Genomic DNA, 25,915 nt, shown 5'->3' on the forward strand with positions numbered 1-25,915 from the left:
AGCGTACGAGCATATGGGCCAACGTCTGAGCAGTCAGAAGCCCTGCCGTATCTGTTGCTCTGGCGTTTCTGATTTCTCTTTTACGGGTTTATGGATGAGTTAGTAATTGACATACAGGGACTGAAAAAGTCGTTTGGCGATCTGCACGTGTTGCGGGGCGTTGACCTGCAGGTACACCGGGGCGAAAACGTGGTGGTGCTGGGCCGGTCGGGTACGGGTAAGTCGGTGTTGATCAAGATCATTGTCGGACTGCTGAAGCCCGATGCCGGCGAGGTGCGCGTGCTGGGCCAGGACGTGACCCTGTTACGGGGCCGCGAACTGGACGACTTCCGCCAGAAAGTAGGGTTCTCGTTTCAGAGCAGTGCCCTCTACGACAGCATGAGCATCCGCGAAAACCTGGAATTTCCGCTGGTGCGCAACATTCGCAACCTGAGCCGGGCCGATATCAACCGCGCCGTCGAAGAAGCGCTCGATGACGTGGGGCTGTCGCAGACCATCAACCAGATGCCGTCTGAACTGTCGGGTGGTCAGCGCAAACGGATCGGAATTGCCCGAACGCTGATGCTGAAGCCCGAAATTATGTTATACGATGAACCAACCGCCGGTCTCGACCCCATCACCAGCATCGAGATCAACAACCTGATCAACGAAGTACGGCAGCGTACCGGCGCTTCGTCGATCATCATTACCCACGACCTGACCTGCGCCAAAACTACCGGCGATCGGGTGGCCATGCTCCTCGATGGCACCTTTGAACGGGTCGGTACGTTCGACGAAGTCTTTGCCGACCCCGATGAACGCGTACAGCAGTTTTATAATTACAACTTCGTGAATTGAACAGACGCCGTCGATTCGTGTTTGATGTTCGTGGCCTTGTCAGACAAGCCGGATGTCCCGCCCGGAAAGCGAACCCAGTTACACTCAACGTATACCACAACCACTACCAATAACACCAATGCCAACTGAATCGAATAAACGTTCTGTCATTGTCGGAATCTTCGTCGCCCTCGGTATCCTGATTTTCGTTGCCGGGGTGTTCGTTCTGGGCGGCCAGCAGAAACGCTTTTCCAGCAGCATAAAAATCATCGCGGTCTTCGACGATGTTGGAGGCCTGAAAGCCGGGAATAACGTCTGGTTCTCGGGGGTAAAGATCGGCACCGTGAAGCGCATTAGCTTCTTCGGCACCTCGCAGGTCGAGGTCGATATGAACATTGAGGAGACCTCGCGGCAGTATATCCGGAAAGACGCCAGCGCCACCATCAGCACCGACGGACTGATTGGCAACAAGATAGTACAGATCGTAGGCGGTTCTACCCGATCGGAACCCGTTGAAGAAGGAGACCGGCTGAAGACGCTGGCCGCCATGAGTTCTGACAAGCTGATGGAGACCCTGCAGGAAAACAACCAGAACCTGCTGAAAGTTACCAATGACGTTAAGGAACTGATTGGCAACATCAAACGGGGGAAAGGTACCGTAGGTGCGGTTCTGACCGACTCGGCGCTGGCCGACCGGTTCCGCTCCACGATGGTCAACCTGAGCCAGGCTTCGGCCAATGCCGTCAAAGTAACGGGGGCCGTAACCCAGTTTGCCAACAAACTCAACACCAAAGGGTCGCTGGCCAACGAGCTGGTTACCGACACCACTATTTTCAGGCGCCTGAGCCGGTCGGCCGGTCGGCTCGAAAGCGCAGCTGGCTCAGCCGACCAGACGGTGGCTAACCTGAACCAGGCCTCGCAGAAGCTGAACAATACTAACAGTCCGCTGGGGGTGTTACTGACCGATCAGGAAACGGCCAACAACCTGCGGACTACCCTGCGCAACTTAAACACGGGCTCCCAGCTGCTGAACGAAGATCTGAAAGCGGCTCAGAATAACTTCCTGCTGCGTGGCTTCTTTAAGAAACGCGCCAAAGAAGAAGCAAAACGGAAAGCCGACAGTACGGCCGCAGCCACACCCCAGCCCTGAGGCTTATTTGATCAGTTCCTGCCAGGAGATCAGACCAATAGCCAGCACGGCCAGAGCCAGTCCAATTTTATTAGCCGTTGATAGCCGCTCCTGAAAAAACAGGGCGGCTACCAGCGCGGCTACCAGAATGACGCCGATGTTATAAAGCGGATAGACAAGCGCCCCGTTACCGCCAAAAGCCGACAGCGCCAGCAGCAGCGTGTAGAAACTTAAGAAGTTAGGCACCCCCAGCGTAACCGCCCCAACCAGGCTTTTGGCCTGAAACGTTTCCCGACCCTGCACCAGCCGAACCACCAGCATGATATAACCGGCTACGATAGCCCCCAGAACCATAGTCAGGGTAACCTGCACGGTTTTATCGGTGGTGGGTATGTAGCGCAGGTTCATGTAGTTGATCATGGTGTTGGTGGTGCCGTAACACAGGAACACCGCTACCGGCAACAGTACCCCGGCTCCCAGCCGCCGGGTTGTTGGCTGACCCTCGACGGGTTCAGCGCTCTTTTTGTATGTACTCAGCCCGACCGCTACCAGGGCCAGTACCAGACCTACGTAGTTCAGCGCGTCGAACTGCTTGCTTCCCGTACCGAAGACAAACAGGCTGAAACAGACCGGAATGACCAGCGACAGGTTGTTAGCCAGTGAGGTAGCGGTAATACCCATACGCTGCGTACTGACGCCGGAAAGCAGAAATGTCAGGATGAAACCGACTCCCAGCGCCAGCGCCAGCCAGGTCCAGGTCTGGCTGAAATCGACCGAAAAGGTCTGGCCCGCCGGAAGCAGGGCGTACCCGGTCAGAAAACAAACGGTATAGTTGAAAACAATGGCCTGGAAGGTGTTAATGTCATAGCGCGGGAAGAGCCGGAAGTTCAGCAGCAGCACCACCGAAAGCAGAATACTCAGAAACAGAAGAAGCATGGGAACGCCTGCGAAGAGGTATTTTTCGGGCGAAGTTACACCGACCGACGGTTGCACGTGTATCTTTAACGGCTCGACCCGAAAAATGCCTTTCGTTATGAATCGGTTTCTGTATGCTTCCGTCCTCGCTTTCCTGCTTCCCCTGATTGCCGTTGCTCAAGCCTCCTGGTCCGTCTCCCCCACGGTTGCGCCTGTGTTTACCCGTACCCAGTTCGTACAGCGGGTGCTGTACCCGAACAGCGACGGTCAGCTGGTAGAACCCGTCTATCTGAACGGAGGGTTCTGGTCATCGGGGGTGATGGTGGGCGCGTCGATTCAGTATAGTTGGGCACCCGGCTGGTCGGTCAGTACGGGTGGGTGGTTCCGGTCATCGACCCTGCGTCAGAGCCGGCTTGCCAACGATGGCACCACTACGGTCAGACAGCGTAGCCTGAGGCTCCCGCTCCTGCTAAACGCCCGTACGTCGACCCGCCGATTGTCGCCCTATCTGACCTTCGGCACCCTGATCGACGTGCCCATGCAGGCACGGATCATCGTAAACCGAACCGACGAGCCTACCCAGCGGCTACGACTCGACACCGAACCAGGCCCCTATTTTCACGTGCTGGCCGGAGCCGGTGGCCATTATCAGCTCAACAGGCAGTATGCGCTCATCGTGCAGCCGCTGATTACCTACAACCTCGGCCGCTTCGGTGGCATCCGGACGCATAACCCTTCCAGTGACCTGGGTCTGCTCACCCAGCTAACGTACTCGTTTTAGCTCGATTTCGTCAACGCTTCCTCTTTCCAGCCCATCTTATGAAATCAACTTTCCTTATTCTGCTATGTCTGTCAGTTTGGGAGCCCGCTGTTATCGCCCAAAATCAGCCCCTCTCCACGCCGGCGGCCACCGACCGCTTCGTTACCCGGCTGATGGATAAAGCGGGCATTCCGGGCCTGTCCCTCGCCCTCATTCGCCAGAATACGGTAGTCTACAGCCAGGGATATGGCTTAACCAAAGCCGACTCGACCCAGCGGGTGACCCCGGCCACTGTTTTCGACGCGGCTTCGCTGAGCAAGCCGGTCTTTGCCTACGCCGTACTGCAACTGGTCGAAGCGGGTAAGCTCGACCTCGATAAGCCACTCTACGAATACCTGCCCTATGCCGACGTAGCAGCCGACGAGCGATACAAAAAAATCACGGCCCGGCTCGTGCTTAGTCATGCTTCAGGCCTGCCCAACTGGCGAAAAAACCGACAATCGAACCAGCTGGCAATGCGATACAATCCCGGCGAGCGGTTCGGCTATTCGGGCGAAGGCTTTGTTTATTTGCAGAAAGTCGTCGAAAAAATTACGGGGAAGCCGATCAATGAACTGATGATCGAGCGGGTGTTCAAGCCCTTGCAGATGACCCGGAGCAGCTATGTCTGGCAACCCGCTTTCGAGGCTGATTTTGCCTACCCTCACGACAAAGAATCCCAGCCAGAGGACAAAGGCCGATTTACGCAGCCCAACATGGCGTACTCGCTGCAGACAACCGCCGACGATTATGCCCGGTTCGTGCTGGCGCTTCTAACCGCAAATGGGCTCAAACCCGCTACGGTTGATCAGATGCTCTCGCACCAGCGCCAGCTGCCCAAAACGTTTTCGGGCACGGAACCGCTGTCGCCGGGTTTGTTCTGGGGATTGGGGATAGGCATCGAGAGTACCCCCACCGGCGACTATTTCTGGCACTGGGGCGACAACGGTACGTTTCGATGTTACGTTACTGCCGACCGCAAACGGGGTGATGGTATTGTTTACTTCACCAACAGCTTCAACGGGCTGGACATTGCCGACGACATGGTTCAGCAGTTCATTGGCGGGGAACATCCGGCTCCTCCCTTTCTGGGTATCGATTAACGACCAGTCGATAGTACCCGGCGAGCGTGTTGCCAGCCGGGTGCCTGATAGCGCAGCGTCGGTAGCCGCGTTCGGTTTTCGTCTTTCTCATTCAGGTTGTCGGCTCAGGGCCTGCCTTAACTCAAAACTACGCCATGAACAAACACGTCCTTGTGCTGCTATGGCTGCTCATCGGGTCCGCCCCGGCCGGTATAGCGCAGCGGGTTACCATCCGGCAGACTGACCAGTCGCCCCAAAGCCGGTATGCGGTAGCGCAGCTGACGAAGGCCCTCCGCAGCCGGTCATACAGCGTACAGACCGATAACCAGCCGACCGACTTCAGCATCCGGCTGGCACCGGCCAGCCCCGGACTGGGTGCCGAAGCCTATTCGCTCGACTGGCGTCAGAAACAGCTCACCATTACCGGTGGCGATGCGAGAGGGATGATTTACGGAGCCCTATCGGTTGTCGAAGACCTGACAAACGGGATGGCCCTGCCGCAGGTTAAACCCCGCAGCGAGCGGCCGCATCTGCCCCTCCGCGCCATTAAATTCGATCTTCCCTGGGATACGTACCGCCATAGTTACGCGCTCGACCTGCACTACGAAACATGCCGGGATACGCTCTACTGGCAGGCGTTTCTGGACATGATGGTGGCCAACCGGTTCAACGCACTCAGCCTCTGGAATCTCCACCCCTACCCGTTCATGATCCGGCCAACCAACTTTCCGGCGGCTACCCCTTTCAGCGAGACGCAGATGGCCGACTGGCAGCGTCTCTTCAAGGCTATCTTCCGCATGGCCAGTGAACGGGCCATCGAGACGTATCTGATTCCGTTCAATATCTTCACCAGCCCCGAATTTTCTAAAGCCTATAACCCCAATCCGGCCCTGAATAACCTCGACCATAAGCACTTCGTCGATGGCGATACCTCGGCCATTGTGAAGCGGTACACGCGCGAGTGCGTTACGCAGGTGCTGCAGGAGTACCCCGAACTGACCGGTTTTGGGTTGACCCTGGGCGAAGGAATGGGCGGCATGACACCCCAGCAGCGCGAAGACTGGATGAACCAAACGATTATTGAAGGTATGCGCCAGGCGGGCCGAAAAACCAAACTGGTCCACCGGATTCCGTTCTCCAGCACTACCGGTTCGCTCGGAATCACAAGCGTCGAGACCGAAAAACTGACCCGAAAATCCATCGAGCGCGAAGGGGCACTGGACTTTATCGAAGGGCCAATCTGGGCCGATCTGAAATACAACTGGTCGCACGCCCACTCCACACCGACGCTGGTCAAAGTGCACGGCGGCAAACTATACGACACCTATTTCAACCCGGTCCCGTCGGCCTATAAAGTGACCTGGACCGCCCGCAACGAGGATTTCTTCTGCCTGCGCTGGGGCGTGCCCGAGTTTGTACGGGCGCACGTCAGAGCCAACAGCCAGCCCTATGTCGGTGGGTATTTCCTGGGTTCCGAAACCTACATTCCGGCCCGAGATTACTTTACAGCCCCCGGCGGGCCAGTCGACTGGCGGTACGCGTTTGAGCGGCAATGGCTGTTTTACAAACTGTGGGGACGGCTGCTGTACAATCCGGCCACCGCCGATGCGGTGTTCCGGGCCGAGTTCGTGCGTCGGTACGGACCCAAGGCCGGCCCGTTGCTGGAGGCCTACGCGCTGGCGTCGACAACGCCACTCCGGCTGGCCTCGGTCTTCGACTTTACCTGGGATTTCTCGCTCTACAGCGAAGGGATGATGGCGCACGACGCCGACAAAAACGTATCATACATCTCCGTTAACCAGCAGATCACCCAGCCTACCCTCGACCCATCCTATGTGTCGGTCAGCGACTATGTAAAGACTTCCAACGCGGGTGGCACGTTCGACCTTGACAAAATGACCCCGGCCCGACTGGCCCGTTTGCTGGAGCAGGACTGCCAGAAAGCGCTGCAACTGGTGAAGCCCATCCCGACTGCCGCCAGCCGATCGCTGCGGTACGAAGTGGCCGACGTGCAGGCATGGGCCAATCTGGGTTTGCATTTGGCCGAGAAGCTGCGGGGTGCCGTTGCGCTGCAAACCTACCGCACTACCGGCAACGAGACCAGCAAGCAGGCCGCGGTTCAGCACCTGAAGGCCGCCCTTCGCTACTGGGATGCGGTAGTTGCCATTACTCGTCCGCTCTACAACGACATGCCGCTGGTACACCTGAGCGAACAGAAAGGCAGCACCTGGGCCGAAAACGACAAACTCCAGTTTCACTGGGCGAAGCTAAGACCCGCCGTAGCCGCCGACATCACCATTGCCGAGCAGGCCACACCCATTCGGGCAGACTAAGCTACGGGTAGGTTCAGTCGGCCAGCAGCGTTCGGTCTTCGGTGAGCAACCGCATCCGATACGCGTTCATGGCCGTACGACCGAGCTGATTGACCAGCCGGTAATTGACCACGATACCGACAGCGGCTCCGATGCCGGGAACAAGCTGCGCCATTTTAGCCAGGTCGATGTAATCGCGGTATTCCTGCTGGAAGGTCTGCCAGTCGAACTGGTTGATATCCTCCGGCAGTTCACGGCTGTGTCGGGGCCAGTCGGCCAGGTGTTTGTAGACCGCCTGCCGCCGTTCCTGACTCGAGAAGGCCAGCTGAAAAATGTACAGCATATATACCCGCTCGCGGTAGTCGCTGACCTGATACCCGTAGAGGGCTGCGATCTCGAAGAGCATTTTCATTTTCAGCGTCAGCAGCAACGGGAAGTCGGCCAGCCCGAGCAGCAGGCCACCTGCCCCCGTTACGCCCCCTTCGGCGGCACTGGCATTCCGATAAAACCGGATTCGCCCGGCAACAGCCGCGTCCCGCTCGGTCAACGTGAGCCCCTCGGCGGGTTTGCTGGTTAGAAATCCGGCGCCAAACAGAACGCCCCGGGTCATTTGTTTGATAGCGGTCGTGATGACATCATGCACACGCTGCGGAATCATTCGGTTGATTCGGCGCTGCCACTGGGCTGATAGTTTTCCGAAGCCGGATGGCGGGCGCTGCATCGCTAGCTGCCAGCGGGTTAGCTCAGTTCGGACGGCGGTTTCGTAGGGGGTCATGGCAGGAAAATTCAGACTTTTTCGTATCTTAAACGAATCTTTGCCGACTCCGGTGCGTTTTTTCTTTACATCTTTGTTATACCCAACCTTCTAACAGCCGCTTGTCCTTATGAAGAGAATTGTCGTGTCGTTGTCTCTGATTGCCTTGCTGAATGTAGCCAGCACCGCCCCCAGCGCTACCCGTACAGTTGCTTCTGCCACGCCCACATCGTCTGTAAAAACGGCCGCTTCCGGCAAATCCTTCGGTCATCTTGCGGTGTATGACCTGCTCAATCTGGGCCAGTCGGGTCTTCAGAAAGAGGTATTCGAATACGCCCTGCGTGGCTGGCAGAAAATGGGAGCCTCCAGGCCAATCCTATCTATTGTAGATCTGAGTCAGCCCTCTACCAAAAAACGGCTTTATGTCGTTGATCTGCTCAACAAAAAACTGCTCTTCAACACCTACGTGGCCCACGGTCAGCACTCGGGTGACCTGGTAGCCAGCCGTTTCTCGAACATCAATGCCTCGTTCCAGAGCAGCCTGGGTTTCTACCAGACGCTGAATACCTATATGGGGAAACATGGTCTGTCTCTTCAGCTCAAAGGGCTCGAGAAAGGCTTCAACGACCAGGTCTATAACCGCAACATCGTTCTGCACGGCGCCGATTATGCCTGCGAGGACTTTATTAAGAAAACCGGCCGGCTGGGTCGCAGCCAGGGTTGCCCGGCCGTACCTTATGCCGACTCGAAAAACATCATCCAGGCCGTTAAAGGCGGTACCTGTCTGTTTGTTTACGCCCCCAATCAGGACTACCTGAAACAGTCGGCTTACTTGTCGAATCCGTACACGTCTTTGTAGAACCGGAGCCGTCCGGCCGCGTCTACATCGGCCGTGTTGTAGGCGATGAACACCGGAAACGGTTTAGCCACGGCCATCGTCTGCGGTTTCTGATCGATCAGGCATCGGTTCATAAACCCTTTGTCGAACGTTTCTTTGCCCAGCACGAAGTTGGCCAACTCGACGGGCTTCTGTACCCGTACGCAGCCATGACTCCGCCAGCGGTCGGCGGTAAGGGTAAACATATCCCGCCCGTTCGTATCGTGCAGATAGATAGCCAGCGGATTGATCAGGTCGAACTTGATCAGTCCCAGCGCATTCTCGCAACCCGACGCCTGCCGGATGCGGTACGGAAAGTTGGTTTCTGACAGGCTGGCCCAATCGACATCTTCGGGATCGACAACCTTATTCCGTTCGTCCAGCACTTCCAGATTCTGATTATACAAAAAGGCCACGTCGCGCTGGATCTTGGGCAGCATTTCTTTGGTAGCGATGCTCTTCGGCACGTTCCAGTACGGGTAAGCCACGATGTTCTGGATGGCCGTTGTCATGCAGGGAGTCCGCTTGTCGGCCTTACCGGCAATGACCTGCATCGGCAGCAGACGCCGACCGCTCCGGTCAAATACATTGAGCTCGCCCGCCGGTATGTTGACCACAACAAACCGATCGCCCGCAAACCGGTTGGTGTATCGGTAGAAGTTGAGCGACTGCCGGATAATTCGCAGTGAATCGGCCATGGCGGGGCGGCTACCGGCCTGTTTCCGAAGTCGGTTATAATGGCCTACCAGCTGCTTGTAGGGGCCGAACGTAGCGGCACGGGCCAGCATATCATCGACCGACGCAGCATCGGCCTGGCGCGCCCAGGACGAATCTACGGCTTCTCTCAACCCGTTGAACTCCATGCGCGATGGCTTCTTGCCGTAACGAACCTCAAGCAACAGCCTCGCCCGCTTATCGTCAAGCTGGGCCAGGGATGGCTGTGCGCCGGCGGCAAAGCGACTGGTATCGATCCCGACAGAATCGGCATAGCGGCAAACCTGATGCAGACTTTGGGTAGCCGCTGCCAGTTTTTCGTTCTCCTGCTCAACCTGAGCCTGCTTTTCCCGGTCGGCGGCCCGCTGAGTAAGCAGGTAACGACCCACAAAAAACACAATAACAATCCCGGCAATGACGCCGATTACCAGTCCAATTTTATTTTTATTCATGTTCATACGTTGACTCTGCTCGTCTATTGATAACGCGTCGGACCGGGTATTGGTTATACAGACGCACTAAACGAACGAAGGCGTTCCTCTCGAAACGCCTTCTTCAGTACCCATTTGCCCTTAACTGTAGGGCGGTTTATCGATATCTACTTTACCATCGCGGTTCCGGTTGGGATGGGTGGTCGCCACATCATCCTCTTCGGCATCGTCGGCCGGGGTTGTATCCAGGCCGCTCACCGGCGTGTCTTCCGGAGAGTCATTACCGGGTAGTTGGGTCGCTTTGTCGGAGCGGTCGCCTAAGCCAGCGGGCGAAATTGCCTGTTTGGCACGCAGGATATCTTCTTTTTCGGGATCTTCCATACCGTTGTTCGTTTCGGGTTTCTATTAATCTACTACACCGATAGAACACTCACCGACCGCTATTGTTTGTCGGCAGCCATCCGAAAGCGAGGGTAAGGAGCGTTGCCTTTCGTGGCAAACCACAGAATTTCGTTCATCAGCTCGTCCTCGCCCGTGTCGATACCTTCCTCGGCCTGTTCAACCGATTCGCGGGCGTAGTGCAGCGCCCGGCCGCGTAGGCTCGACAGGGGTTTATTCATCTCGTCGAGCCGGACGCGGTTAGGCAGGGCGGTAAAGGGCGCCGGATTGGGCTGGTCGATAAAGCAGTCGAACATGGGTAGCGCCGTTGCGTCGATCACGTTCATGGGCGGCAGGCCCAGAATCTGTTCGATCGTCCGGATCATGGATGTCTGGTTATAATTGGTTCTGACGGTGCGTCGAAGGCGTGAATACGGACTGATCACGAAGCCGGTCGTACGGTAGGCCGACACGTGATCCCAGCCGGACTGGGAGTCATCTTCGGTAATGAAAATAACTGTATTGGCCGCGAACCGACTCCTGCTGATGGCTTCGACAATCCGCCCCACGGCCAGGTCATTGTCGGCTACCATGGCGCGGGGGGTCGGAAATTCGGGGCTCATCCCGGCCGTGTGATCGTTGGGCAGCGACATGACCATCAGGTTTGGCCATTCGTCGCCGGGGCGGGCACTGGCTTCGTTCAGTTCCCGGATAAACGCATCGGCCCGCATCTGGTCATTGATCGTTTCGTCATCGCAGCCGGGGAAGTCCATCGCCAGAATAGGCCTTACCCGCGAAATGGTGGTGGTATTGGTAAACGAAAACGGCTGTCCGGCCTGTCGCATCTGGTAGAGCTTTTGCCAGTCGTACTGTTTCTTATCGAATTCGCAGGTGCAGGCTTCGCCGTAGATCCGGACGGTTTTGCCGTGATCGAGGGCGTTGTTCCAGATCATTCCTTTTTTGTTGTAGACCAGCGCATCGTACAGCACGTGCGGATAGGATCGGAACCAGGCCCGTACGCTTTTCTCGGTATAGTCTGTAACCATAGCCGCATCGGCCCAGTGATGCCCCTCGGCCGACGACTTGCCCGATACGTAATAGTTGTCCAGCAGCATAAACTCGCGGGCCAGCTGGTGCTGGTTAGGTGTTACGCTGTCGCCGAAGACACAGAGCGACGGCATGCCTTTCCCCTCGCGCATGTCGCCCAGCACCTGATCGTAGGTTCGGTTTTCCTTGATGATGTACACCACGTGTTTGAAAACCGATGGCTCGCCGATACGCTCGGGTACCGGACGGGGAGCCCGGTTGGGTCTGGGCAACTGCTCCGCCAGGGCCAGCCGAAACTGGAGACTCATCCTGCGGACATCCGCCGTATAGTTCACCAGCTGGGCCTCCGTCGGCACGGCAATGCAGGAGAGCGTTGCCAGCTGCCGATGCGCTGTATACGCCTGCTGACCGGGCTTTTGTGGCTGAGCAGTCTGGCTCGTTCCCAGCTCGACGGCGGTAGCAATCCGAGCCCCATTTCCTTCGAGGTTGGCCACGTACAGCTCGTTACCCAGACACAGAACCCCGGCCGGGTAAGCCTGCGTCGGCACATAGCCCCGAACCCGGTTACTGTCGGCCAGCGACACGACAGCCAGGGCATTGTCGAGACCGTTGGCCACATAAAGTGTCGTTTCGGTGGGGTCGAGCGCCAGGGCGTTGGGGGTGCTGCCAATGTAGGCCGTCTGACCGCGAAACAAACCTACGGCGATCGAATCGGTTACCCGCCGGGTTTGCGCATCGATGACTGAAATGTTATCGCTGTTGCCATTTGCCACGTAAAGCACCCGACCATCGCGACGACTGATGATGGCATTCGGGTGCAGCCCTACCTCGATGCTGGTTTCTGGCTTTCCCGTTTTCAGGTCGATTACCGTTACCGACCCCCGGGCCATGGCACCGGTACGGGGATCGATATAGGCAGCGCCCCAGGGTACACCGGCCGTTTCGTGGGTACTGGTCGAGTCGGGCACGGGTCCGGCCCAGTTCGTTACGTAGGCCTGATCACCCGCCAGCGCCACCCCAAAAGGAGCAACGCCCGTTTGGGCCGTCCAGACCACCGATCGATCCGAAAACCGAACCTTGGCCAGCTGATTATTCCCGTTCAGCACCACGTACAGATATGTCTCCCCGCCTTCGGCCCGCACGGCTACGTCGTTGGCCAGCGCAATGGGAGCCGGCGCAACTGGCACGAACGGCAGCAGCTCCACCTTCCCTATGGTACCATCGGCCCAGGAAGCAATCATGAGTCCGGACTGGCCTTTTTCGCGCTCCGACGCGCCCCAGACGATATAGGTCTGATTCTGGTGGCTGAACACTTCTATACCAGAATAGGTACTCATCATGGCTTTGTAGGCCGGCACATCACGGAACGTCCACCGGTGCACGATCCGGCGGCTCGGCCGGTCCAGCACCGCAATGCCGTAGCGATCCTCAATGACCAGCTGCGTCTGGCCCGGCAGCAGCGCCATGTCCAGCGTATGGTTCTCGAGTTTCGGGTCGCCGTAACTCAACACGGTTCCGGCCGACTGGGTAAGCCGGTTATACGGCATAATGGCTGGCGAGCGGTCATTGAGACGTTGCTTATCCGACCGGTGTTTATAGGCTCGCGGCTGCGCGGCCGACAGGAAACTGAGCAGGCACAGACAAACGAAAAGAACAGGTGTTTTCATAAAAAATCAGGTAGCGGTGTTTGGGGAAGGGTGAATTTCGCCCCCCAGCCCGGTAGGCATGGCGTATAGCAAATAGTCATCAGGCAGCCCTGGCCACCTGATGACTATACACGCTAAAGCAGACGTTACGCGGAATTAATAACTGGCGTTCTGAGTCAGATAGCCCGGCAGGTTCGAAGCGCCATCGATGGCCGTTTGCGGAATGGGGAAAAGGCGCTTCTGCCGGTCGGCATTTGTCTTCTCCGTCCAGGTACCTTCGTACTTACCGAAACGGATCATGTCGGTACGGCGCTGGCATTCCCAGTACAGTTCAAACCCGCGCTCCCGGAACAACAGGTCCAGGTTCATACTGGTCAGCGCCGGTGCCGGTGTGCTGGCCGTACGGGAAGCCCGAACCGCGTTAACATCAGCCAGCGCCCCGGCCGCGTCGCTGCTCTTACGCAGTTTGGCTTCGGCCCGCATCAGATACACATCGGCCAGGCGTACAATGGGGATGTCGACATCGCCCAGGTTACGACCCGACTGCGATTTCGGGCTAAACTCATACTTCAGTACCCGATACCCGGTATTGTAGTTGCTACCCGCTACGCTGAAGTCGATCTGCTCGGTGAAATTGACCGGCAGGGTTGGCCGGTTGCGGGTGATGTGGACTAATCGGCCAACCCGGTAGTTACTGCCGCAGCGAACAAACGCGCCGTTTACCCGCAGCAGGCCATATTGCTGCCCGCGCAGGATACCCCGATCCATCACAACGCTACCCGCCGTCATGCAGGAGTCGGCCGGAATATTCAGGTTCTTCCGATAGAAACGCGGGTCGATGCCAGCCGGGTCCTGCGGAGCGTAGGCGTTTACCCACGTCCGGTAGAAATCAGGCGTAATGGCCGGGCCGTCGGTGCCGTTTGCCCCCGTGAAGGCGGGCAGCGGAAACTGATCGCCCGAGAGGGAGAAGTACGCCAGACGATTGTGTCCGTTCAGCTCCGCCCGTTGATCGACCGCAAAAATCAGCTCTTTATTCGTATGGTTGTCGGCATTGAAAACCGAGAAATAATCAGGCGCCAGCTGATACTGACCCGAGCTGATAATCTTATCGGTGTATTCGATCACCTTGTCCATGTCTTCGGTTTTGAAAGCGAACTGGGCTGCGTAGGGATCGCGGTATACAGCTGCGTTCAGATACAGGCGAGCCAGCAGGCCCCAGGCGCCCCCCTTGGTCAGACGACCGGGACCGACGGTGGTCAGCAGGTCGGGCTCGGCCGCGAGCAATTCGCTTTTGACGTACTCAAGCGCCTGCTCACCCCGCAGGATTTCCGAGGTGGCCTGCGGGTCATCTTTTTTGAATACCAGCCCGAACAGATCGAGCAGCATCATGTTGTAGTACGCCCGCATACCCCGGGCCTCGGCCAGGTACACCTTCGTGTTGGAGTCATTGATGGTCGGAAGGGTATTCAGCGCGGTAATCGAGCGCGAAATGCCCTGCGCCAGGATCAGCCAGGTATTGCGAAGGTTGGGATCGGTACTGGTTGGCAGGTGCTGGTGCAGCGCCAGGTAGATGCCGTTGTCGCCCCAGTCTGTGCCGCCCCGGTAGGGCAGAATCGCTTCGTCGGTCGAGATTTCCTGAACGGCGAAGTAGTTGGTATGGGTAAACAGATCCGGCAGGCGGGCGTATACCGGCGCCAGGTTCCCGTCCGCGGCCTGTCGGTCGGTCAGACCCGTCACCGACGACTCGTCCAGTACATTTTCTGTCAGATCGGTACAGCTATTCAAAACCAGCAGGCCGAACAGCATCAACGATGAAATAACTATCTTTTTCATACTATATCTTGAGTTACGGGCCAACAGCAGCCGGGGTTCGGACCGGACGATCCGGCACGGTCCGGCTGACGTTGACCATTGACTAAAAGGTTAAGTTCAGACCAAAAACGAACGAGCGCGCTTTCGGATAGCTGAGGTAATCGATCCCGTATGACGAAATGCCGTTCACGGTACGATCGGTATTTACCTCCGGATCGAAGCCATTGTATTTGGTAATCACGAACAGGTTTTGCCCCGTAACGGATAGCCGGGCGTTAGCAAACCAGCGCTTCATGCCGATTCGACTCGGATCGAGGTTATACCCCAGGGTCAGGTTGTTCAACCGGAAAAAAGAACCGTCTTTCAGGAATCGGGTCGACACCGGTGCCGCGTTGTTGATCGACTCGTTGGATTCGCCAATGGCTTCGGCGGGGCCGTTCAGGCCTTTCACCAGACGGGCTTTGTAGAATAGGGCGTTGGCGGTGTTGTCATATACTTTATTGCCGGCGACTCCGTTGAAGTTGGCGGTCAGGTCAAAGCCCTTATACGCCATGCTGGTGTTGATGTTATACTGACGCGTAGGCAAAGCGCTGCCCGCTGCAATCCGGTCTTTGTCGGTGCCGCCCTGGCCGTCGCCATCGCGGTCGGTGTACTTGCTCAGGCCCTTATCATCGATACCGATGTACTCCCGAAGGAAGAACGTACCGATGGGCTGCCCATTCACGTAGCCGTTGACGGTAGCGGACGTCAGGCCCGGGCCGGTTGCCGACCCCGACGTGATGACCGAGTAGGGCGAACCCTCGACCCGGTTCTTTATAAACGTAATATTTCCACCCAGATCGAACCGGAAGCCGCCCTGGCTCACGTACCGATAATTCAGATCCAGTTCCACACCCTGGTTGGTAATGGTCATATCGGGCACGTTGGTCCAGTAGGTAGCCGCCGGCTGAATGGGGTCAGCCGGGATGACTTCGAGCAGGATTTTGCCGGAAACCTTCCGGAAATAATCGACAGAACCCGTCAGGGCACCTTTCAGCAGGCCGAAATCCAGACCCAGGTCCGTTTGGGTCGATACTTCCCACTGAATATCTGGGTTAGCCAGTCGGGTGTAGGTCGTACCGGCCGGGTAGGTCGTCGAGTTATCGAGGGGATAGCTGGTCGTATTCGATACGCTCGAGGTAAACAGGGCCTGGGTAATCTTCGAGGGGATTTCCTGGTTACCGGTCCGGCCCCAGCCCGCCCGCAGTTTCAGGTCGGAGAAGGGTCCGTTTTTCAGGAATTCCTCTTCCGACAACCGCCATCCGGCCGAGAACGACGGGAACACACCGTACTTGTTGTTGGCGCCGAACTTGCTCGACCCGTCGGCCCGTACAGTAGCCGTCAGCAGGTAGCGATCGCGGAACTGGTAATTTAACCGGCCAAAAAACGACTGCAGCTCATTCTCTACCGCAAAACCACCCGGCCGGTTATTGGCCAGCGTCAGATCCTGGCCCAGTCCGGGGTTGTTAATGGGTTCGATGGGGCCGATCGGAAACTTGTTGACGCTCCAGTTGCGGCCACCCAGCGTAAATTTCTGGAACGAGTGCCCCAGCAAAGCCGACACGCTATGCTGCCCCCTGGCCAGCGTATAGGTGAAGTAGTTCTCGATCAAGACGTTCTGGTTGGTCGTGTAGATACTTTCGAGCCGTCCGTCCTGCTGAGGAACCAGACTGGCCAGCGACTGCTGGTCACGCGTCGAGGAGGCATTATCGACACCCAGATTGAGTTTATAGACGAGGTCTTTGGTGATTTTGTAGGAAGGTGATATCGAAGCCACCACCCGGTTGGTCGTGGTGATATCCTTTTGCAGATCGAGCGAAACCAGCGGATTGGTAAAGGCCTGGTAGCGGGCTGGTGCCCCCGTGGCGTCATAGGCCGGGAACGTAGGATTGGCCGAGAGGGCCGCGCCCAGTACACCCTCGATCGGGGGCCGCTCGTTGAACAGGCGCGACGCCGTCAGGTTCACGTCCAGCACCAGCCGGTCGTCCAGGAATTTCTGGGTGGCGTTGAACCGCCCGGTAAACCGGTTGAGTTTGCTGTTTTTGAGCACTCCCTCCTGGTTCTGCATACTGAACGAACCGTAATAGGTCAGCCGATCGGCTCCTCCGCCGAACGACAGGTTATAATCCTGGGTGATGGCCGTCCGGCTGATTTCCTTCAGCCAGTCGGTAGATGCTTTCTGGTCGTCGACAACGCCCCCTATGGCCGTCACCTGTCGCCGGAATTCGTCGGCGGTAAAAAGCGGTATGGGCCGGGCCATGTTCGATACGCCCACATTGGCAGAAACGGTCAGGTTCGTAGCCCCGGCTTTGCCTTTCTTGGTCGTGATCAGAATAACGCCGTTGGCGCCCCGCGCTCCGTAGATGGCCGTTGCCGATGCGTCTTTCAGCACATCGATGGACTCAATATCCTGCGGATTCAGGAAGCTGAGTGGGTTGGTAGCCCCTCCGGTGCTGGAGTTATCGAGCGGAATACCGTCCAGCACGAACAGGGGGGTGCTACCGGTCCGCACCCCGCCGGGGCCACGAACGGTGATGCTTTGCCGGGCTCCGGGCTCGCCACTGACCGAGGTCACGTTGACGCCGGCCACTTTGCCCTGTAGCAACTGCTCGGGCGAGTTGATGATGCCGCGGTTAAATTCGGTGCTTTTTACCGTTTTCAGCGCGCCGGTAGCGTCTTTTTTGGTCGTTGTACCATAGCCGATAACAACGACCTGTGCCAGCTCGGAAGCCGACGGCTTAAGCGCCACGTTTATGGTTGTGCGGTTGCCGACCCGTTCTTCCTGCGACACGAAACCAATGAAGCCGATGACCAGCACAGCCTCTTCGTTGGGCACCACAATCCGAAAGGCGCCGTTCGCATCGGTGGTGGTACCTTTCTGCGTACCCTTTACCAAAACCGTACAACCAGCCAGCGACTCGTTGGTAGATGCGTCAGTAACTCGTCCGCTTACGGTTATATCGGCAGGGGCCGACTGGCCCGAACGCTCACCCGACAGCCGGGCCAGTTGCTGAGCCTGCGCCGAACCGATCAGACTACAGCCCGCCAAGAGAACGAACAGCAATCGCCACCGGGTTGACAACGAAACGAGTGAATTGGGATGATAGAAATAAGTCATAGTTGATTAATTAATTGGTGATGCAAAGTTCTGCTTACGGCCCGTTAGAGAATTGAGTAATTGTGTATTTAAAGGAATGATAATAAACCCTGAGCAGCGCCCCCTGACCCCTTTTCCGGCGAATCAATTATCGCTCCGGTAAATACAACTCTTACCTATCCGGACGAACCCCAAGCAGTAATAGTTAAAAAATCTCCCTAAATAACCACAATTTTATATTATGCGTATGTTATTGGGCCATTGACGGACACAACGCCTGCGTAAAAGAGAAACTGCCTGCGTAATTATACTTACGTCAGCGCCATCGGTCACCTAGCCGATTATACCAGAGCCAATAAAAAACCCCTTGCCGTTGAGTACAGCAAGGGGTTCGCAGGCCTGTAAAGCCTGGTCAGTTGACTATTACTTCGCGCCGGCGGGCATCAGCACGGTATCGACCGAATGAATCATGCCATTGGTCGCTTCAATATCGGCCTGGTTGATAGTGGCTACGCTGCCCTGGCCGTCGGTAATCGTGATCGCATCGCCCTGCTTGCTAACCGTCAGGGTGCCTCCCGTTACTGTTTTCAGTTTCTGGCCGTCCTGCAGCTGTTCTGCCGAAAATTTACCTTTAACGACATGATAGGCCAGCAGCTTCACCAGTTTTTGCTTGCCTGCCGGTTTCAGCAGGGCGTCCAGCGATCCCTCCGGCAGTTTGCTGAACGCTTCGTTAGTAGGCGCAAATACGGTATAGGGACCTTTGCCGCTAGCCTGCTCCGTCAGCCCCGATACGCGCAGAGCCCGGAACAGAACGGTATGATCGGCTGATTTGGCCGCGCTGATGGTCAGATCACGGCCGGTTGCGCCCCCCGCTTTCATGGTACCTTCAGACGTAGTGGATGTTGTGGTCATGGTGCCCGAGGAATCAGCCCGACCGACGGCATTCTGGGTTTGGGCCGACACCAGCGCTGTCGATCCTACAAACAGTGACAGGGCCAGTGCCCATCCTAAATACGTTTTCTTAGTCATCTTGGGTTATGTTAAACGTTGAAACAACCAGTCTGCCGCGGCAGACCCGGAGCTACGCACTCCGACTACAAAGAGCGTTTACCCTGAACCGGCCCCGATGGTTCTGAAAATCGTACCGAATGGCAGTACAGTTCAGGAAAAGGCTCCCGATTGTTGAGTAAACGGTATACCGATCACTAAAAATTGCCTGAAAGTCAAAAAATGAGCGAGTGGGACAGCCGATTGTCAGTAGATGACCGTCAGTTGCCCCCGATAGGTGGTCGAATAAGGGCCCTCGCCGGTGTTGATCCGATACGTATAGACCCCTGGGCTGACCCGCTCCTGCCGGGACGTGCCATCCCAGGGTATGGTGTATCCTTTCGACTGAAAAATTACCTCGCCCCAGCGGTTATAGACCGCAACGTCGCAGTTGGGAAACTGACCGGCGTTCGGAATTACCCACACATCGTTCAGGCCGTCGCCGTTGGGCGAGAAGGCTGACGGAATATACATGGGCTCCACGACTTCGACCACAATGGAAAAACTGGTGGGACAGCCTACGGTACTGATCGCAGTGAGCTGGTACGGTGTTGTCACGAGTGGACTCGCTATTGGATTGGGCACGTCGGGACGGCTGAGCGACACGGGCGGGCTCCATATATACTGCCCGATTTCTTCGGTAGCCTGGGTTTTTATCTGTACGCTGTTTCCTTTGAACAGTATGTACGAGGGAGGGCCCGTTACTCTCGGGCCAGGCGACACGACGGCTATACGAGTCTGCTCGGCCCGGCAGCCCTGGGCGGAGGTGACCCGGTACGTAATCGGGTGACGCCCGGTGCCTGCCTGGGTTGGATCGAACCGGTTGCCATTCACCCCCGGGCCGCTGTACACCCCTCCGACCGGCTGCCCATTCAGGGTAACGACCGATTCGGGCGAGCCGCACAGAGGGGGGATCGAGTCCAGCAGGGCCGTGGGCTGTTCGTTCTGCCGGATGGTCAGCAGGGCCGATTCGGCCGAGCACCCACTCGGGTTGGTTACTTTCACCCGAAACGTGCCACCCAGTCGGGTTTGCACGCGGTTGATTGTATCGCCAAACGGGGTACCATCCCGTCGCCAGTCGAACCGACTACCGGGTTGATTCGTGGCGGTCAGCAGCACTGAATCGCCGGGGCATATATCAGACCGGGTCGCGCTGATGCGCGCTTCGGGACGGGGGAAAAACGTCAGGCTAAGCGAATCAAGCCCTTCACAAACGGCCGCACCCGGTCGGGCCAGCACTTCGTAACGCCCCGACTGGGTTACCCGTAGAGAGGCCGTTTCCTGAGCCGCCAGCACGGTCCCGTTCCGACGCCATTGGTACTGATAGCCGGGCTGTCCCTCCGCCTGGAGCACAATCGTATCGCCTGAGCAAAACGGTTTCGTTCCCTCCAGCCGTAGCTTTACGGTTGGGGGCGTAACGAACGAGACAGTCACCTGTTTTGACACGGTATCGTTAGCGCAGATCTTTGCCTGACTGGTCACCACCGTATATTTCCCAACGATTTTGACGTCGAGGGTATCGGCGTTGGCACCCGTAATATTCACCCCATCGCGTTGCCACTGGTAGCGGTAGTTTTCATTTTTGTCGACCCTGAACACCAGGGGCTGACTGCCACACCAGACCAGGTCTCCGCTCACGGGCCTATTGTTGACCGAAATGATGGCGGGCGTGGGTGTATTTTTAGAACAGTCGACAACGGGCAGCTGTATATCGCGCCGGACCACGCCAATGCGTTGCCCGTTCCGATACTCTTCGCACTGCACGGTGAACAGAAAAAGCCCTTCCCGATTGGCCCGCACGTTAACGATCCCGGTCGTGGTGTTGATATTCAGCGGAGGATTACCCGGTATGACGTTGGCCAGACTATACCCCCGATTCCAGGTGATAGGTGGGTAGCTGGCCCGGGGGGCATCGGACACACTAAACGGTACCGAACGGGTGGTGTACCCGTTAAAAGGCTGTACTATGGTGTACAGCAGCAGATCGCCATCCGCATCGGTCGCGCTGACGTCGTACGTAAACGGTTTATTCAGGCAGATGTAATCCCCGTTGGGTAATTTGAAGTCCGGTGATGAGTTAACAAACGGGCGCCCTCCGCGAACCATGGGTGGAAACTCGAGGTAAAATACCATTCCTACACCGGCAGCAATGGCCGAATTGGTGTTAGTCAGGTCGTCGTTGCGGCAGCAGCGCTCCCAGACAATGTAATACCCGCCGGGGTCGGTATACTTCTGGGGGTCAAACTGAACGACGTCGTAATAGCGCGCTTCGGTAAACTCGAGTTCCCGAAATTCCGCGCAGGCAGAATTGGCAAATTCGAGCGGCAGCGTTTCCTGAAGCTTAAGCGTAATGGCTTCGACAAATACCGGATTGTTTTTCCGATAGATCAGCAGGCGGACCGACGCATCGCGCGTATCCTTGCCGGTCTGCTTCTCATCCCAGTACTGATTGAGCTGTAGCCGAAACAGCCCGGGCTCTCCCCCCTGCTGCTGCATACTGACGTCGCCCCCAATGATGTGGGATGCTTCAGCCGCTTTGGGCAGCAGAAAAAATGAAATCAGCCATAAAAAACCCATCGGCAAACGAAGGGCACTCCACACGGAAAGTTGTCGCATAAGCAACCGGACAAAAGAGCTTGTTAAGCCACCTCTCTACCAGAAGTCGAACCCGACCGACTGATGCTGTATACCAAGTACTCAACAAAGGCTTGGGAATCAGTTCGGCATTAGTGGTCAACGTCGGCAGAACGGCCTGTTATTTCGACAAAATACCTTTCGCAATCAGATACGGAATGATCAGCCAGAGTAATCCTTTGATCAGGAAAAACAGAAACCCTGCCCAGCCGACCCGTTTGAGCCACATTCTGAATTTTTCATTCATATAGACAAAGATACTGTTCCGTGGCTGGTCAACAAAGCAGATGCCAAACGCTTTCTAAACGAACCATAGTGTTGTTCTAGTCAGCGGAGTCGGGTTATTCTTTGCGTCGGTCCCAACCAGCCTCTGCAGGTCGTTGCCGAGCCCGAATCCGATCAGGTCGGCCCGGTGTCTGGCGGCTTGTCTGTTCGGCAAAAAGCCGGTTCACTGATCGGTCGGCCGGGCAGGTCATACAGCCGGTCTGAACGGTCCGGATGATCAACCAATCGACTTTTCGACCCGGCCAGACGCTGTCTTTTTCTATGATAATGGGTTAATTTAAAGGAGAATTGCGTTCATTTACACCGCTAAGCTGAACGATCTGGCCCGATCTGGCAGGCAATTTCCTGCCTGCGGGGCAACACCGCCCAGCAGATCTGCCAAAAAAAAGAAGGCAAAAAAAGCCAATTTATTCGTTCAGTAGTTGTGAATACAAGACCAACCAGCGCATACAGAAGACAGTCATGAACATTACAAAACACAAGGTAGCGGCCATCCATTATACCCTGCGCGACGATGCCGGGAATGTACTCGATTCGAGCGAAGGCCGGGCCCCCCTGTATTATCTACACGGCGAAAACAACCTGATACCGGGTATGGAAGAAGGGCTGGAAGGCCGCGTGAAGGGCGATAAACTCAGCCTGGATGTGCCCCCCGAAAAAGGGTACGGTCTGCGCGACCCGCAGCTTATTGAAGAAGTACCACGCCGGGCTTTTGGTGGCCAGGAAGTGGAAGTCGGAATGCAGTTTGAAGCCAACGATGGCCAGGTCATTACGATCACCAGCGTTGGTCCGGAAACGGTTACGGTCGATGCGAACCACCCCCTCGCCGATCAGAACCTGCACTTCGATGTTGAAGTCGTTGAGGTTCGCAACGCTACCCCCGACGAGCTGGCCCACGGCCACGTTCATGGCCCCGGTGGCGTTCACTAATCTCCCCCAGCCCGCTGACCTCCAGTCAACCGTACAGGTCAGCGGGCCAGCTGTTACCATCAGGAGCCGCTCTTCTTGTATCTTTGTCGATTATGACGGCAGAAATTGGTACAGACATTGGTCGGGCAGCGGCTTTTCTTCAGGCGGGACAGGTAGTGGGCATTCCGACCGAAACCGTGTATGGTCTGGCGGGCAACGCCCTGGACGCCGATGCGGTGCTGACCATTTTCCGGGTTAAAAACCGACCGGCGTTCGACCCCCTCATCGTCCATACTGATTCGCTCGAGAAAGTTTCTCAGTTTGTCAGTACCATTCCCGCCCCCGCCCGGCAACTGGCCCAGGCATTCTGGCCCGGTCCGCTGACGTTACTCCTGCCGCGCCGGTCTGTCATTCCCGATCTGGTTACGTCGGGCCTGCCATCGGTAGCCGTCCGCATTCCCCATCATCCGCTCACGCTGGCCCTTTTACGCGCGCTCCCGTTTCCGCTGGCGGCTCCGAGTGCCAATCCGTTCGGCTACATCAGCCCCACAACCGCCCATCACGTTGCCGATCAGCTGGGCGAGCAGATTCCGTATATTCTCGACGGTGGCCCCGCCCAGGTTGGGCTTGAGTCGACCATCGTCGGATTCGATGAACAGGGGCCTACCGTTTACCGGCTCGGTGGTCTGGCTCTGGATCAGATCGAAGCCATCATCGGTCCCGTATCAGTCCGTACCCACTCGACCTCCAACCCGGCCGCTCCGGGCATGCTCAGCAGCCACTACGCGCCCCGCAAACCACTTATCTTACTGCCGCCCGGCCAGTCTCCGCCCCCTGCCGACCGGGTGGGTGCACTGGTTTTTCGAGAACCTTTTGGGGGTATACCGGCAGACCGGCAGCGGGTCTTATCGCCCGGCGGTAACCTGAACGAAGCGGCCAAAAACCTGTTTGCCCACCTCCGCGCCCTCGACAGCTTACCCGTCGATATGCTGTACGCGGAACCACTGCCGAACCAGGGGCTGGGCTTCGCCATGAACGACCGGTTACGACGGGCCAGCGTTCGGGAATAAACCTGCCTCCCTTCGGCGTTTTAAACAATATGTAAATCCTGGCTGCCTGTTCGATTAACGTACCAATAGCTGTCGCGGTGGACCGTAGCCCGCTTGCGGGCTCGGAATTTTACCACCATATGGGCCATTTTTTGTCGTACCAACAGCGGTGTCGATTGTCCAGTTGTCTGCCGTTAGTCCCCGCTGATGATGGTATTACTTACTCGGTGTGTTCGCTGAACAACCTGACTATACGGGCAGCTAGGGAACCAGTCAGATTCAGATGGGTATGCTCTCCAGAGATACGCCCTTTACCTGGGCCATACGCACAGACAGCCTGATTATCGATAATAAAGGATATGCCGTTCAAAACAGGCATTGGCTACATTCTCCGTGCCGATTCCGTCAAGTTTATTCTAGGCAAACAGCCCTGGTCGAAGCCGAAACCTGACGAATAAACGCTGTAGCCAACCTCTTCGGGGCCTACTTATTGGGTCTGCCGAAAACAGGAACTGGCTTTTCCTGGTCGGTTTTCATCGTAGGAGGCAACTGGTATACCTGCCCCGTTTCATCGCAGAAATACAGATAGGAAGCGGATTGCTGGCGGGCATTGCCATCTGCCCAGAACGCCACGAAGCCCGGCTGATACGCAACCGGCCGACGCGGATACGCATGGTTACGGGTACTGCCGGGCGTTAACTGACGACTTGGGCGCCAGGTTTTTCCCGCGTCGCGGCTTTCGAGCCGGACCAGACTCCCGCCCGTACCATACGACTGCGGCCCCGGCTCAACAGGGCCTATAATCTGCCAGTTGTTCCCGTTTATGTACAACGAACCCATATCGTAATTGTGGTCCGACTGCGCTACGTCATGAATCACCCAGTCGGCGCCAGTCCAGTGGGCAACGTGCCATTGGTGTGGGCCCTGCCCAGGACCGGGTTCGGGTCCTTTGCTGGTTATGTACAGGATAACCGGATGACCATCGGCGTCGAAGTTGAGATCACTGATGTACACGTTCAGGCCCGCCTGCTGGTAATCGTTGACCAGCGCCTTGTTTTTGGGCTCGGTGAGGGGCAGCGATACGGGTTCCTGCCCGGCTGTATGCCAGCTTTTGCCGAAGTCGGTGGTTTCAACGTAGTACAGGTTGGTCCGGTAATCGAGCCCGCTTCCCTTTTCGGTATCCGGATGAAAATTGAACGATGTACCAATGGTACCGCCACGCTGACCACTGGTCTGGTAATGCCCCTCCTGAATCTGGCCGATGTCCTGCCAGGCTGACCAGCTGATGCCGTCGGGACTGGTAATAAAGCTCATCGTCCGGCGCGGCTTGCTGGCTCCGTAACGGAGGACGCCCCGGTCGTAGTGGGTCATCAGGTTCAGGAAGCCATGCCCCGGCTGGTAATAGCTTTGTACGTACGAGAAATTGTCAAACGGTACCCGCTGCCCGACTTCGTTCTGCCGGGTGGCGGGTATCCGCTCAAAAGCCGCAATGTCGTACGGTTTCCGGCTCCGGTGAATATAGGATGGCCGTTCGGTACCGTGTGAGGTCGAAAAAATCCAGATGTATCCGTTGTCATCCAGTTGAATGATCGGATTGTCGTGGGCGTCGTCGGTTTGTTTGTTGAGCAGCCACGTTGGTTTCGACACCAGTTTGGTCCGATGATCGTAGACGCCAACAAAGTGCCCTAACTCGGTCGAAGTCGAATCGGTAACCCCGCCGTAGCAGAAGAACGTTTTCTGTACGGCCGGCGCATAAACCGAGAACGGATAATGATTGGCCGGATAGGTGCCCAGCCCGCCACTGTATTTATGCGCATAGGCGTTGCCGGTTTTCCCGATATAGTACCAGATGCCCCGGTAACCGTCAGCTTTCTGACCGACTGGCTGGGCATCCATTCTGTTTATGACCCCCAGCATTACCCAAACAACCAACCAGCGCATACGTAGTACTTATTACATCCGGAAACGACCCCAGACCATCTAAATTGCTAAGTCTACAGACTGGTCAATTTACTCAGTACCGGCTGCGTTTTAGGGGACGTACACCCCAGGCCGTTGCCTCACAATACCGTGTTACAAACAAATCCTGTCGATAAAGAGTATAGTACATCGCGGTGAGCCATTTCTGACAAACCCGACAGCG

19 protein-coding genes are annotated in these 25,915 nt (G+C 56.9%); 8 read left to right on the forward strand and 11 right to left on the reverse strand.

All coding sequences use genetic code 11. The features are described 5' to 3' along the window. Nucleotides 1–90: 90 nt before the first annotated feature. Together B1C80_RS22015 and B1C80_RS22020 are read left to right on the forward strand one after the other, a co-directional pair. Nucleotides 91–837, forward strand: a complete 747-nt coding sequence (locus B1C80_RS22015) for an ABC transporter ATP-binding protein (RefSeq protein WP_077923379.1) — start codon at nt 91–93, stop codon at nt 835–837. Nucleotides 838–955: 118 nt separating this feature from the next. Further along, the gene (locus tag B1C80_RS22020; RefSeq protein WP_077923380.1) at nt 956–1,966 is read left to right on the forward strand and encodes an MlaD family protein; all 1,011 of its coding nucleotides are present in this window, start codon (nt 956–958) and stop codon (nt 1,964–1,966) included. A 3-nt stretch (nt 1,967–1,969) separates the two neighbouring features. Here the strand turns inward: B1C80_RS22020 and B1C80_RS22025 are convergent, their stop codons facing one another. Further along, nucleotides 1,970–2,881 (reverse strand): hypothetical protein, encoded by a 912-nt coding sequence (locus tag B1C80_RS22025; RefSeq protein ID WP_077923381.1) that lies wholly within the window; start codon nt 2,879–2,881, stop codon nt 1,970–1,972. Between the two features lie 97 nt (nt 2,882–2,978). On the opposite strand from B1C80_RS22025, the gene B1C80_RS22030 reads away from it, so the two are divergent. The 3 genes from B1C80_RS22030 to B1C80_RS22040 all read left to right on the forward strand — a co-directional run bounded on the left by B1C80_RS22030 (nt 2,979) and on the right by B1C80_RS22040 (nt 7,074). Then, the gene (locus B1C80_RS22030; protein WP_161492806.1) at nt 2,979–3,641 is read left to right on the forward strand and encodes an outer membrane beta-barrel protein; all 663 of its coding nucleotides are present in this window, start codon (nt 2,979–2,981) and stop codon (nt 3,639–3,641) included. Nucleotides 3,642–3,679: 38 nt separating this feature from the next. Further along, nucleotides 3,680–4,762 carry a serine hydrolase gene (locus B1C80_RS22035; protein ID WP_077923383.1) on the forward strand — a complete coding sequence of 361 codons (1,083 nt, stop codon included), beginning with the start codon at nt 3,680–3,682 and terminating at the stop codon, nt 4,760–4,762. Between the two features lie 134 nt (nt 4,763–4,896). Then, on the forward strand, nt 4,897–7,074 hold the full coding sequence (locus B1C80_RS22040) for a glycoside hydrolase family 20 zincin-like fold domain-containing protein (RefSeq protein ID WP_077923384.1): 2,178 nt from the start codon (nt 4,897–4,899) through the stop codon (nt 7,072–7,074). 13 nt (nt 7,075–7,087) lie between these two features. Here the strand turns inward: B1C80_RS22040 and B1C80_RS22045 are convergent, their stop codons facing one another. After that, nucleotides 7,088–7,828, reverse strand: a complete 741-nt coding sequence (locus tag B1C80_RS22045) for an EcsC family protein (protein ID WP_077923385.1) — start codon at nt 7,826–7,828, stop codon at nt 7,088–7,090. Nucleotides 7,829–7,937: 109 nt separating this feature from the next. On the opposite strand from B1C80_RS22045, the gene B1C80_RS22050 reads away from it, so the two are divergent. Next, a complete protein-coding gene (locus B1C80_RS22050; protein WP_077923386.1) occupies nt 7,938–8,666 on the forward strand; it encodes a murein L,D-transpeptidase catalytic domain family protein in 729 nt (242 codons plus the stop codon). On the opposite strand, the gene B1C80_RS22055 is transcribed toward B1C80_RS22050, so the two are convergent. The 8 genes from B1C80_RS22055 to B1C80_RS28910 form a co-directional block, all read right to left on the reverse strand. Beyond that, nucleotides 8,636–9,850: a L,D-transpeptidase family protein gene (locus tag B1C80_RS22055; RefSeq protein WP_077923456.1), complete on the reverse strand. Its 1,215-nt coding sequence runs from the start codon at nt 9,848–9,850 to the stop codon at nt 8,636–8,638. The genes B1C80_RS22050 and B1C80_RS22055 overlap by 31 nt on opposite strands. A gap of 120 nt (nt 9,851–9,970) precedes the next feature. Then, entirely contained in the window at nt 9,971–10,210 is a 240-nt protein-coding gene (locus B1C80_RS22060) for a hypothetical protein (protein WP_077923387.1), read from the reverse strand. A gap of 59 nt (nt 10,211–10,269) precedes the next feature. Beyond that, nucleotides 10,270–12,921 carry a YncE family protein gene (locus tag B1C80_RS22065; protein WP_077923388.1) on the reverse strand — a complete coding sequence of 884 codons (2,652 nt, stop codon included), beginning with the start codon at nt 12,919–12,921 and terminating at the stop codon, nt 10,270–10,272. A gap of 135 nt (nt 12,922–13,056) precedes the next feature. Further along, nucleotides 13,057–14,733, reverse strand: a complete 1,677-nt coding sequence (locus B1C80_RS22070; RefSeq protein ID WP_077923389.1) for a RagB/SusD family nutrient uptake outer membrane protein — start codon at nt 14,731–14,733, stop codon at nt 13,057–13,059. An 82-nt stretch (nt 14,734–14,815) separates the two neighbouring features. Then, nucleotides 14,816–17,869, reverse strand: a complete 3,054-nt coding sequence (locus tag B1C80_RS22075) for a TonB-dependent receptor (protein ID WP_077923390.1) — start codon at nt 17,867–17,869, stop codon at nt 14,816–14,818. 402 nt (nt 17,870–18,271) lie between these two features. Then, complete coding sequence (locus tag B1C80_RS22080) at nt 18,272–18,877, reverse strand: fasciclin domain-containing protein (RefSeq protein ID WP_077923391.1); 606 nt, start codon at nt 18,875–18,877, stop codon at nt 18,272–18,274. A 225-nt stretch (nt 18,878–19,102) separates the two neighbouring features. Continuing rightward, nucleotides 19,103–21,511, reverse strand: a complete 2,409-nt coding sequence (locus B1C80_RS22085; RefSeq protein WP_236648887.1) for a gliding motility-associated C-terminal domain-containing protein — start codon at nt 21,509–21,511, stop codon at nt 19,103–19,105. A gap of 139 nt (nt 21,512–21,650) precedes the next feature. Continuing rightward, nucleotides 21,651–21,776: a hypothetical protein gene (locus B1C80_RS28910; RefSeq protein WP_255376586.1), complete on the reverse strand. Its 126-nt coding sequence runs from the start codon at nt 21,774–21,776 to the stop codon at nt 21,651–21,653. Nucleotides 21,777–22,276: 500 nt separating this feature from the next. Here B1C80_RS28910 and B1C80_RS22090 point away from each other — a divergent pair, with 500 nt between their 5' ends. Together B1C80_RS22090 and B1C80_RS22095 are read left to right on the forward strand one after the other, a co-directional pair. Then, nucleotides 22,277–22,744, forward strand: a complete 468-nt coding sequence (locus B1C80_RS22090; RefSeq protein WP_077923392.1) for a peptidylprolyl isomerase — start codon at nt 22,277–22,279, stop codon at nt 22,742–22,744. A gap of 92 nt (nt 22,745–22,836) precedes the next feature. Next, a complete protein-coding gene (locus B1C80_RS22095; protein WP_077923393.1) occupies nt 22,837–23,793 on the forward strand; it encodes an L-threonylcarbamoyladenylate synthase in 957 nt (318 codons plus the stop codon). A gap of 462 nt (nt 23,794–24,255) precedes the next feature. On the opposite strand, the gene B1C80_RS22100 is transcribed toward B1C80_RS22095, so the two are convergent. Further along, nucleotides 24,256–25,668, reverse strand: a complete 1,413-nt coding sequence (locus tag B1C80_RS22100) for a BNR-4 repeat-containing protein (RefSeq protein WP_236648888.1) — start codon at nt 25,666–25,668, stop codon at nt 24,256–24,258. Nucleotides 25,669–25,915 lie beyond the last annotated feature (247 nt).

This window comes from Spirosoma sp. 209 (assembly GCF_002006735.1).
GTDB classification, from domain to species: Bacteria; Bacteroidota; Bacteroidia; order Cytophagales; family Spirosomataceae; genus Spirosoma; species Spirosoma sordidisoli.